The organism is Kamptonema formosum PCC 6407 (genome assembly GCF_000332155.1).
Taxonomy (GTDB): domain Bacteria; phylum Cyanobacteriota; class Cyanobacteriia; order Cyanobacteriales; family Microcoleaceae; genus Kamptonema; species Kamptonema formosum.
Genome location: NZ_KB235903.1, coordinates 2,274,703 through 2,287,222 on the forward strand (window position 1 = coordinate 2,274,703; position 12,520 = coordinate 2,287,222).

At 43.1% G+C, this 12,520-nt stretch carries 5 protein-coding genes; 3 read left to right on the plus strand and 2 right to left on the minus strand.

The features are described 5' to 3' along the window. Positions 1-11 precede the first annotated feature (11 nt). Positions 12-5,450, minus strand: a complete 5,439-nt coding sequence (locus OSCIL6407_RS0114930) for an ATP-binding sensor histidine kinase (protein ID WP_019487388.1) — start codon at positions 5,448-5,450, stop codon at positions 12-14. Between the two features lie 79 nt (positions 5,451-5,529). Beyond that, positions 5,530-9,597 carry a protein kinase domain-containing protein gene (locus OSCIL6407_RS30770; RefSeq protein ID WP_007355383.1) on the minus strand — a complete coding sequence of 1,356 codons (4,068 nt, stop codon included), beginning with the start codon at positions 9,595-9,597 and terminating at the stop codon, positions 5,530-5,532. Positions 9,598-9,926: 329 nt separating this feature from the next. On the opposite strand from OSCIL6407_RS30770, the gene OSCIL6407_RS0114940 reads away from it, so the two are divergent. The 3 genes from OSCIL6407_RS0114940 (at position 9,927) to OSCIL6407_RS0114950 (ending at position 12,373) form a co-directional block, all read left to right on the plus strand. Further along, a complete protein-coding gene (locus OSCIL6407_RS0114940) occupies positions 9,927-10,919 on the plus strand; it encodes a DUF1517 domain-containing protein (RefSeq protein WP_026103750.1) in 993 nt (330 codons plus the stop codon). A gap of 381 nt (positions 10,920-11,300) precedes the next feature. Continuing rightward, on the plus strand, positions 11,301-11,846 hold the full coding sequence (locus OSCIL6407_RS0114945) for a cyclic nucleotide-binding domain-containing protein (protein ID WP_007355385.1): 546 nt from the start codon (positions 11,301-11,303) through the stop codon (positions 11,844-11,846). Between the two features lie 74 nt (positions 11,847-11,920). Further along, on the plus strand, positions 11,921-12,373 hold the full coding sequence (locus OSCIL6407_RS0114950) for a tetratricopeptide repeat protein (protein ID WP_007355386.1): 453 nt from the start codon (positions 11,921-11,923) through the stop codon (positions 12,371-12,373). Positions 12,374-12,520: the final 147 nt, after the last annotated feature.

The window sequence follows — 12,520 nt, forward strand, 5'->3', positions numbered from 1 at the left end:
ATTTAACTGGTTTATTCTCCCTTAATAGGTAAGGTGATAATAAATTCTGTCCCTTGACCTAGTGTTGAGTTAACATGAATAGAACCGCCATGTTTTTCGATGACGATTTGACGAGCGATCGCCAATCCCAATCCCGTACCTTTACCGACAACTTTCGTCGTAAATAAATGGTCAAATATCTTTTGTATGACTGATTCATTCATCCCCTTGCCATTATCAGTAATAGTAATTTTTACCTCTTGATTTTCTACAAAAGTGGCAATTTTAATGCGATTAGGATTCGCCTTGATTTCCGCAAAGCTTCGTCCAATATTTGATTCATCCAAAGCATCTATCGCATTGGCAAGAATATTCATAAATACCTGATTTAATTGCCCAGGAAAGCAATTAATTGCGGGAATAATTCCGTAGTTGGTGGCAACTTCAATCGCCGGACGATTATCATTTGCCTTGAGGCGATGGCGTAAAATTAAGATCGTGCTATCGATCCCTTCATGGAGATCGAATATCTGCTTTCGATCGCTATCAGCACGGGAGAAAGTGCGAAGACTCTTGCTGATCGATGTGATGCGATCGCCTCCATCTTTCATTGCTTTAATCAACTTCGGCAAATCTTCTCGCACATATTCAAGGTCGATCGCTTCTAATTCCTCTTCAATTTCTGCTCCAGGTTGAGGGAATTTTTCGCCATAGAGATCGATTAAACCTAATAGATCGTTGATATAATCTTGGGCAGCACCGACATTGCCGACAATGCAACCAACAGGATTGTTGATTTCGTGAGCAACCCCAGCTACCAGATTGCCGAGGGCAGACATTTTTTCGCTTTGTACCAGTTGCAGTTGAGATTGTTCGAGCTGTTGGGCCCAGTCTTGTGATTGTTGATAGAGTCGAGCATTTTCTAAAGAAATGGCAGCTTGAGTGCAGAGGAAATTGAGGATGAGGATGCGATCGCTGATAAATACGCCTCTTGTGGTTCGGTTCTCTAAATATAGAATCCCAATGAGATGTCCTTGGTTAAGAATGGGCAAACACAACACACTCTGTGGCTGTTGGCGATTGAGATATTCATCAATCACAGGCAAGTCAGTTTTGATGTCGTCAATGACAACAATTTCTTGCGTATTTTTAACGTACTGAATTAACTTCAAGGGGCAGTTAATGTTGCCCTCGATCGGTTGCGTGCATAGTTCTGTTGCTTCAGGTGTAGCGATCGCTCTCACCTGCCATTGTCCATCTGTATTGGGCAAAATTAAGGCACAGAGAGATCCTCCAGAGTTTTGTAAAATAATTTGAGTCAGTTGGTGCAACAATTCATCGAGTTGAATCGTACTCGATAGTGCTTGAGAAGCTTTGATAATAGCGGCAAAATCGAGGGCAGTATTGATGCTGCTACTAGACGAGTGGTTGGTTTGGCTGGAGGAATGGAGCGATAAGGCGGGGTTAGCCAGCGTTGCTAAGGTTTCCAGAGGATTCAGAGTCAATGCTGCTTGTTGCAAGATCGGGCGCAACAAATCTGTATAGCGTTGTTCTAAATCGGCGACTTTGGCTTTGGCACCCCATTTGGCATAGCAATAATAGGCTTCTTGCATATAACCAACGGCAACTTTTTCTTTACCCCAGTCCAGGTAGAACTTAGCTGCAAGTTCATTGGCTAAAGCTTCTTCTTGGATGTAGCCGTTGGCTTTGGCTCCAGCGATCGCGCGATCGTACCAATCTCCTGCCTCATAATTCTTACCTAACACCCGACATTTTTCGGCTTCCACCAACTGGTATTTATGTAAGAAATTCATTGGTGCACGATCGGCAAGGAGCTTCAACGGCTGTTGATTATTAGCAATCTGCTCTAATAATTGCGGTTGCTGTGCGATCGCCGTTTGGGGGTAGATTGCCAGGGCGATCAGAGAATCATAAAAATAGAATAAGGGTTCCATAATCGTACCGCTGGCGGCTGGTAACCAGAGCTTAAATTGCTGTGCCGCCGTCATGGCTCGATCGAATCTACCAAAGCCATAGCAAAGCATCAATTGATTCACAAATAGGATTACTAATCCCGCCCCATTTTTTTGCGCTTCCATTTGCGATCTAAGATCGGCTTCGAGCAAAATGTACTCCCCCTGTTCCCCCCTTTGGGATCGCTGCCCCAACCAATACAGGACGGCCTGATGAATAATTCCACAGTAGTTGGTGGTGGTGGTTAGGTTTAACTGCCTCAAGCGACGATAAAACTCTGCGGCAATCTCTTCTGTCACCGTGAGAGACTCGCCACTTAGGTAATGGTGTGACGCATACATATAACCGCTATAGCCGACATATTCAAAGCTGCCAGAGGCCAACCCCGCTTGATGAGCCTCTAGTAAGATTGACAGGGAATTTTTTAAGGGGTGCTTCAAATGGAAGAGTACACCGCCCACACAAGTGTAAACCTTCGCTTTCAAGTCTTGAGAATTACTCCGATCCGATAGCCGCTGTGCCACTTCACCCAGTTGTGAGGCTTGCTCCACATCTTGTAGCAAGCAATTGACCAAAACACCGTAGGTGACGTAGGCGAATGCAGAAGAGGGCGCATTACCCAACTGAATCGATCGCCGCACCTGCTCCATCACCACCAGCGGATACAGCGTGGGTGCACTGGTGTAAGTAACAGACAAGAGGGCAGCTAAGATTTCCATTGTGGCTAGTTGCGTTAGATCCTGCATGACGGGCAAGTCTGCCAGCGATGCGATTGGCTGTTGTGCCACCAGGGTCATGGTGGCCTGTAACGCCTCACCAATCTCTGCTTCTGAGGCCTGCGTGGGCAAATGAAAGCCCAAGTCTGTCAGGGCTTGGATAGCAACAGTAAGCGCTCGATCAAATTGATTGCCTGTGGCGTAAGCTTGAATCCGCGCGGACTGAACCTTGATGCAATCCGTGATGGTGGCTTGGGAAATTGCGACGGCGGCCCATTGCTCCATCTGAGCGAAATCCCCTTGCATTGCTGCGACTTCGGTTGCTAGCTCGTACAATCCCAAGGCTAAGTCATAATCGGTTTGCCAAATCCCCTCCTCGACAAGGGCGATGCCTTGGTGATAGTATTTGGCAGCAGCATCCAAGGCACTCACCGCCTTCGCTTTGCGACCAGCGATCAGATTCAATTGAGCCAGTTCAAGGCACTGTTGTGGTTGTTCGATCGACTCAACCCCCATATTCAGATGACCGATCAGATCGAAAATAGACGACTCTAGCTCCTCCTGAGAAATCTGCTGTTTCAGGAGTTGCCCAATCGTCCAATGGGTCTTTTTTTTCTGGTCATCGGGAATCAGAGAATAGGCGGCTTGTTGAACGCGATCGTGCAAAAAGCGATAAGTGGGATTAGCCGCTACTTGAGAAACTGATGCAGTATCTGATTGAGTAAAAAACTTGTAAATTTCCTCCTTTGGAATAATCAAACCAAATTGTAATGATTGCCATAATGCTGTCGCCGCATCTTCTTTTGACTGCTCAGAAACGATCGCCAGGGTATTCAAATCAAACTGCGCCCCAATACAAGCCGCTAATTTCAGAATATTCTGAGTTTCTGTTGGCAATTTTTGTAATTGCAGTGCCATAAACTCCACCACATCATCAGTAATTGCCAAAGCTTTCACTTGAGCAATATCGCACTGCCACCCCCCCGTAGCCCCCCCTTGGTAAGGGGGGGTTGGGGGGGTAAATTGAATCAGTTCATCGACCTGTAACGCCTTCAGAAACTGCGTCGTAAAGAAGGGATTACCCTGAGTTTTTCGGTAGACCAATTCTGTCAACGGTTGAGCAATCGCTAATTCGCAATTGAGTGTATCTGCTACCAACTGATTGATATCTACTCTTGTTAACGGTTCTAAGGTGATGGTATTCACCGTCGCCCCAGTTTTGACAATCTCCTTTACAGTCAGGATGAATGGGTGAGCATTTGTCACTTCATTATCTCGATACGCACCCAAGAATAATAAATGTCCAGTCTCTGACATCAACAATTGCAGCAATTTCAGCGAGGCGGAATCTGCCCACTGCAAGTCATCCAAAAACATCACTAATGGATGTTCAATGCTCGTAAAAACTTGCACGAATTTGTGCATGAGCAGATTAAATCGATTTTGGGCAGCAGTTCCTGATAGTTCTGTCGCTGCTGGTTGAGTGCCAATAATCCTCTCTAGTTCGGGAATGACATCAATCAAAACTTGTCCGCTATCACCAACTGCTTGCATAATTTTGGTTCGCCAAGTTTGCAGTTGAGCATCAGATTCTGATAGCAATTGCGCCATTAAATCTTGGAAAGCTTGCACGAAAGCACTGAAGGGAATATTGCGTTGAAGTTGGTCATATTTTCCTTTGATAAAATAGCCCCTTTGCCGCACAATCGGTTTATGAACTTCGTTGACAACTGCTGTTTTACCAATCCCGGAAAAACCCGCTACCAGCATCATTTCTGTTGCACCAAGGCTGACTCTCTCAAATGATTGCAGGAGATTTTCTACTTCGATTTCTCGTCCGTAGAGTTGGTCAGGGATGATGAAGCGATCGCACACATCCCGTAGCGCAATTTCAAAGGTTTCAATCTGACCAGTTTCTGTTAGCCGATCTAAACAAGTTTCTAAATCAGATTTTATGCCTAATGCACTTTGATAGCGGAATTCGGCATTTTTAGCCATCAATTTGTTGACAATCTTCGAGAGGACATCCGGGATTTGTGGGTTAACTTCATGTACTAACGGTGCTGGTTTAGCAATATGACAATATACTAATTCCATCGGGTCGTTGGACCCAAAAGGTAACTCTCCGGTGAGTAATTCGTAGAAAGTGACACCTAAAGAATAAAAGTCAGTCCGGTAATCAATTCCTCGATTCATTCGGCCTGTTTGTTCGGGAGAAATATAAGCAAGTGTCCCTTCTAAGACGTTAGGATTGAGGAATGTTTGCGTTTCTCGTGGAAGTAATGATGCAATACTAAAATCGATTAATTTGACTTCTTTTGTTTCGGGATTAATTAAGACATTACTGGGTTTGATGTCTTTGTGGATGATGCGATCGCGATACAGTATATCTAAGATATTTGACAGTGCGATCGCTATTTCCAAAAAGTCCTTCAAAGACAGTGCGTTATTCTCTTTGATCGCCCATTCCTGAAGAGAAATCCCCCCAAAGTCTTCCATAACTAACGCATAGCTATTTCGATAGGGTTCTAGACTATAGGTTTGGATAATTCCAGCTTGACAAAGGTTTTTAGCAATGGTATACTGATTGCGAAATTGCACCAGTTCGCCAAAGCTAGGATAGTCATTTTTCAGCAGTTTGATAATGACAGGTAATTGGTCATGGGTACGGATAGCCCGATATACCAAAGTGCGACTTCCTGAATAAACTGTTTGCAGAATTTGATAGCTGGGAATTTGAACGGTTATATCGCCTTTGCTGTTTTGGTGGGAGTTATTCATAAGTGTTGTGCTTGGAAAAGACAAGGGTGACTAATTGGTTAGACGAGTCTGAAATATCGCAGGAAAGTTAACTTTTTTGTTAGACCCTAGTGGGTAAGGTGATAATAAATTCTGTTCCTTCTCCTAGTATAGAGTTGACCTGAATAGAACCGCTATGTTTTTCGACGACAATTTGACGAGCGATCGCTAATCCTAACCCCGTGCCTTTACCCACCGCTTTAGTGGTAAATAAATGGTCAAATATCTTTTGCTTGACTACTTCAGTCATTCCCTGACCGTTATCAGCAATACTAATCTTCACCTGGTTATCTACCAATGAAGTTTTAATTTTAATTTGGTTAAGATTGATCTGAATTTCTTCAAAACTTCTACCTATACTTGATTCATCTAACGCATCAATAGCATTGGCTAGAATATTGATAAATACCTGATTTAATTGACCGGGAAAGCAATCAATTTTAGGTAAATTTCCATACTCAGTTACCACTTCAATAGCCGGACGGCGGTCATTAGCTTTCAATCGATGTTTGAGAATTAAAATTGTACTATCAAGGCCTTCATGGATATTAAATGGTACTTTATAATCTCGATCGGCACGAGAGAAAGTGCGGAGTGAAGTGCTGATGTTGTGGAGGCGATCGCAAGCTATTTCCATTGCATCAATGACTTTAGGAAAGTCTTCTAAGGTATAATCTAAGTCAATTTCTTCCGCATGGTCAATAATTTTATCATTGGGAATTAGGAGGATTTCTTGATACAATCTCAAGTGTTCGATTAGCTCAGCAAGAGTCGGTTTAGCTTGTTTGAGACTAGCAGAAATAAACCCCAAAGGATTATTCATCTCATGGGCTACTCCAGCGACAAGATTACCTAATGCTGACATTTTCTCACTTTGGACAATGTGCAATTGTGCCTGTTGTAAAGCTTGCACAGCTTGTTCTAATTCTTGAGATTTTTGCAGGATGGCTGACTCAGCTTGTTTGCGATCGCTAATATCTCTAATAATTGTGGAAAAATACTCTAACTCCCCATCCATTGATTTGTGGGAAAGTATAAGTTGAGAAACGGGAATTTCCCGTCCATTTCGATCGATAACCGCTGTCTCACCCACCCAAATACCAGAGCTGATAGCTGCGGGCAATCCCTGATTTACAATTATCTCTGTTGCCCAGTCTGGGTGATATTTGTGGATTTCAGTACCCTTCGCTCCCGCCTCATTGTCTAAACCTAAAAAATGCCGCCAAGCTCGGTTGAGATAAAGATTTTTACCAGTTGGATCGGCAGTGCCAATTAAGTCTGGCGTGCTTTCTAGAATTGCCAAAAGACGGGTTTGTTCAGCTTCAATGTTTTTGCGATCGCTAATATCAATCACCACCCCATCCCAGAGAATAGATCCATCAGCTAGTCGCTCTGGTCTAGCAGTAGATTGAATCCATTTCACGGTTCCTGAAGGCAGAATAATGCGCCATTCTTGATCGAATGGTGTGAGATTTTGGGCAGAGTAGGCGATCGCTTTTTCAATAGCTAGATTATCATCAGGATGATGCAGGGTGTAAAGGCTATAAGTTCCTGTCATCACCAATTCTGGCTCTACCTCATACAAGTCCAAACAACCAGAACTAACGTAGGGGGTAGAAATTGAACCATCCGCCGCCAGACGAAATTGGTAGACCATACCAGGGATATTATTCGCCAAATTTTGGAAGCGGGTTTCAGTAGCCTGCAATTTGGTTAGAGATTGCGTTAACTGTTGAGCATAGTTCTGGGAATTTCGATAAAGTTGGGCATTTTCCAGAGAAATTGCCGCTTGAGCGCAAAGCAAATTCAGCAACTCGACGCGATCGCTGGTAAAGCTTCCCACCATCAGATTATTTTCTAAATATAAAACTCCTATCAACAATCCTTTATTCAAAATTGGGCTACAAAAAACGCTTTTAGGCTGGTGTTTTTGAATGTAACTATCACCAGCAAACTGACAATTTATCCCCGCATCCGCCAGAACCAGAGGTTTCAACGTCCGCTTGACAGTATTCACCAAACTAATCGCGACATCAGAGCTTAATTCTAGGGGAATTGATGGTAATAGTTGTGGTGATATTCCCTGTTCTACAAGGGCTACTAATTTTAAATCCAGCTCTTGTTTGAGTAGTAAAATACACTTAGTTGCCCCAGCATTGGTCATGACTATTTCTAGGAGAGTAGTTAGGAGTCGATCTAGTTCAATTTCCCCAGAAATAGCTTGAGAAGCTTTGAGCAGAGTTGCCAAATCTAGCACTTCAGAGATGCTGCTAGAGGTTTTGGTAGAAGAGATTGTTCCCAGTGCGATCGTTTCTTTCAAGGATTCAGCACCACCAGATTGTTGAACAATAGGCACGAAGAGTTGAGGATAACGTTGTTCTAGATCGGTAACTTTGGCTTTAGCTCCCCATCGGGCATAACAGTAGTAGGCTTCAGTCATGTAGACTTGAGCAATTTTTTCTTTACCCCAATTGAGATAAAATTTGGCTGCAAGTTCATTGGCGATCGCTTCTTCATTGAGATATCCATTTTCTTTAGCTCCGGCAATAGCGCGATCGTAAAAGTCAATTGCTTCAGCTTTATTGCCGAAAATACGATATTTTTCTGCGGAGATCAGATCGAGCTTATGTTGATAATTTGTAGGTGCAGAATCTGCCCACTTCTGTATTTTTTCTACATTAGATTGAATCTTTTCAATAATGCTGCTGCTTTCAGAACCCGATGCGTTTGCTAATCTAGCTAGTTGGGTGAGGGAATCGTAAAAATAAAATACCCCCACTACAAAATTGGCGGTCACGCCTCTTAAGTATGTTTCGGCTGCTGCTGCATTCTCAACTGCCTCCACAAACTGCTCGAACAAGTAGGAAAGAATTAGTTTATTAAAGTAAATATAGAAAATAGCAGTTGCATCATTAGCTTGTTGGTGTAGTGGCAGCATCATTTGCTCGTCATAGATATTACCACTCAACTTCGTTGGCTGTTCGACTTGCTGAGTCAAATTTAAAATGGCTTGATGCAAAATCTGATTAAAATTTAGGGAATTGACCTGTTTTACTTGAGCTAATGCTTGGTTATAGCTAGTAATTTCCCGTTCCAATGCTGACAGCTCATTTCCAGCTAGATAGGCATGATAAACGTAGATGTAGGTAGATAAGGCGGCAAATTCTAAATCTCCTGTTTCTACACCAATTTCTCTAGCGTAGAGTTTTTCTGGTATGAGAAAGCGGTCAGTAATATCTCCTTGTCCTAAGCCAAATTCCTGAATATCACCCGTTTCTTGTAATTGAGACAAACAAATCTCTAGATCGTGTTTTAGTCCTAATGCACTCTGATACCGATCTTCGGCATTTTTCGCCATCAGCTTACTGACTATTGCTGATAAAACTAGAGGAATTTCTGGCTTAATTTCATGAAGGGGTATGGGTTGTTTGGCGAGATGACAATGCACCAATTCCATTGCCTCGTGAGAGATAAATGGTAACTGTCCTATCAATAATTCATAAAAAGTCACTCCCAGGGAATAAAAGTCACTGCGATAGTCAATGCCTCGATTCATTCTCCCGGTTTGTTCGGGAGAGAGATAGGCTAAGGTTCCTTCTAAAATATTGGGATTCTGGATTTCTTGGGTTTCGCGTGGCAATAGGGAAGAAATACTAAAGTCAATTAGTTTAAGTTGTTTGGTGTCGGGATTAATAAGAATATTAGCGGGTTTAATATCATTGTGAATGACGCGATTTTGATAGAGATAGTTAAGAATATCTGTCAGTTGTAGCGCTAGGGGGAGAAATTCTATTAAAGATAAAGATTTATTATTGTGGTTTTTATTTGCTATAGTGAGATAAGTAGAGAGGGAAATTCCACTAAAATCCTCCATAATCAGGGCATAGCTATTGTGGCATGATTCTAAAGTCAGAGGTTTAACAATATTGGGGAAATCAAGATTCTTGGCAATGGTATATTGATTGCGAAACTGGACAAGTTCATTGAAATTGGGGTATTCATTTCGTAATAGTTTGATGACAACGCTCGTACCATCGCTTTCTCGAACACCGCGATAAACGATAGTACGATGGCCTATATAAATTTGTTCTGTGATGCGATACCCAGGTAGGTGAGTGATAACATCCATTTTCCCGCCCTAAAAAAATTAGTGAGTACAAGTTATAGTTTATCAACTAAATCTGAAACCAGCCGCAATTGATACTAATGTCTTTAACTTGATAGATTTTAGATCGTGACGATCGTTAATGTGATTTACCTAAGTTGTATAAGCATTGAAAATCGTTGTGTAGCAAGAGTTATGGCTAACTTTCCGGTGGAGTGTAAATGGGGAATCAATTAGGTCAAAAAGCACAAAGCTTTCTTGGTACGGATATCCCACTAGGAATAGACCTGAAAGCTGGCTGCCCAGTGGAGAGACAAAGCGGTAAATTAGAAGTATTGAATATTAAGGGTCTTATGCACAGAAAACTGCTTTCAACCATGAAACCGCTTTTGAAACCTTTATTTGCGATCGCGCTGGTACTCGTTTTGGCTCTGGGTCAGGCTAACGATGCAATGGCGGCTCGTAGTGGCGGCCGCATCGGTGGCGGTTCTTTCAGTTCTCCGTCGCGCAGTTATTCGTCTCCTAGCCGTACTTACAGCTCTCCGGGAGGGGGTTACTATCCCGGCGGTGGCTATTATCCCGGCGGTGGTGGCTTCGGTTTTCCCTTCTTGCTTCCTTTCTTTGGCTTCGGAGGCGGGTTTGGGGGATTGTTTACGATTTTGATTTTTATTGCGATCGCTAACTTCGTAGTTTCCACCTTCCGCCGCGTTGGAGAGGGAACAGACGAACTAGGCTACACGAGCAACCCCAGCGTTTCTGTTGGTCGCCTACAAGTAGGTTTGCTCTCAGACGCTCGCAATTTACAAACAGAGCTCGACCAATTAGCCGAAACTGCTGATACTGGTACAGCCATCGGCCGCGCTCAACTCCTGCAAGAAGCAAGTCTGGCCTTGTTGCGCCATCCCGAATATTGGGTTTATGCTGGAGCCGAATCTCAGCAAGCTCGGTTAGAAGCTGCTGAAGCTAAATTTAACCAAATGTTGCTGGCAGAAAGGAGCAAATTTACTGAAGAAACGCTCTCTAATGTTAACAACCAGTTAAGGCAAGCGGCTAATAACAAATCTCTGCCATTCCCTCAACAAGATGGGGAATTAGTTAGTCAACCTGACTTGAGTCAAGGCCCAGGCGAATACATCGTGGTGACAATTTTGGTAGGTACCGAAGGAGCCCTCCAACTACCTGCGGTCAAAAATTCCGAGGATTTGCGCCAAGCTTTGCGTCAGATTGGTGGAATCTCAAGCGATCGCCTTCTGACTGTCGAGGTTCTCTGGACACCTCAAGCCAGCGGCGACACCTTGACCTCTGACGATATGTTAGCTGGCTACCCCGACCTCACATTGGTCTAGCACCAAATCTGCCCCAAATTCTTAGGCGGGGCGAAAATTTAAGATCGGATTTACCATCCTCGAACTCTTGCCGCTGTCCTGGCCCGAAAGGAACCGCCGGGACAGCAGCGTTATCAATAGTTTTGGTAAATCCTCAAAATATGGTTAAACCAGTGTTATTATTGATAAATTCTGGCAATTCAAGTGCAACAGCTATTCAGTTCAGAGGTGTACGGGCGTTGTGCATAAAACTTATATTAATAAGGTGCATACTAGGAAGTCAGTTCACAGGGAAAAGTTGCGTAGGCATAGCCAATCGCAGGCATCGCACTCCCTCTGGTTGATATAAAAGATAATGTACAGAGTTTACCAGTAGAGGAGCAGTGATCCGGAGCCACATCTATGACCGACCGCAGGAAAAAAGCGCTTTTTATTTTAGGTGAATTAAACAATGACGACCTAGACTGGATTATCCAAAAAGCCAAAAAGGAAATTCTCCAGCCAGGTGCGACTTTGATCTACGAAGGCAGACAAATCGATGCTCTGTACATCGTCTTAAAGGGTACTTTGAGTGTATTAATCGATCCTGAAGGCCACAAGGAACTCGCCCGAATCTCAGGCGGGGAACTTGTCGGTGAAATTTCTTTCATTGATACCCGCCCGCCTTTAGCAACAGTCAAAGCGATAGAAGAAACTCATGTATTAGCTATTCCTCGACGGCAGCTAGTTACTAAAATCCAACACGATACAGGTTTTGCTTCCCGATTTTATTATGGAATTTCTCTCTGTCTTTCAGACCGAATGCGCGGTACTGTTCGGCGTTTAGAATACGGACGAAGTATAGACGAAGGAGATACAGAAGAGGAAGATGTAAATCCTAGTGTACTTGACAATTTAGCCTTAGCTCAAGCCAAATTTAATTGGCTGATGCAAAATGCAAGAGGGTAAACAATTGAGGGAACTTAAATAACTTTCAGATAAATATTTTATTCGTCCTTAATCCTGTCTCTAAAACTATTGCTATGGAACAGATCAATTTGATAACGCTCTGTATCGTAATTGCAGCCGTATTGGGGATTGGATTAGGAGCGATGACTTGGGCTTACCTTGGCAAAGGCAGCATTTCTGTACTTTTCCAAGAGCCTATTTCTAGTTTACCTCAACTTCCAGCCACAGATGCCGGAAGCAAAGCTGGTGTTTATTTCCAGCAGGGCATAGATGCTTACAAATTAGGTAATTATCGACAAGCAGCAGAGCAATTTAACCAAGCTATTGAACTTGTTTCTACTTTAGCAGAAGCCTACCACAATCGAGGACTAGCATTTGCAAATTTGCGCTCTGATGATGATGCTGTTACCAATTTACTCAAGGCGAGTGAATTATATCAAGAGCAAAATCAGGGCGAGGCAATTGCTATTATCAAACAAAATTTTGAGGCTTTAAAAAAGCGGAAGATGGAACGAGAAAAGCGGTAATTGGTAATGGCTAATGGTTAATGGCTAATGGTTAATGGCTAATGGGTAATGGCTAATGGCTAATGGGTAATGGCTAATGGCTAATGGCTAATGGCTAATGGCTAATGCCAATTCTCCAAATTATTGAGACAATCTGCATTGTTGAGT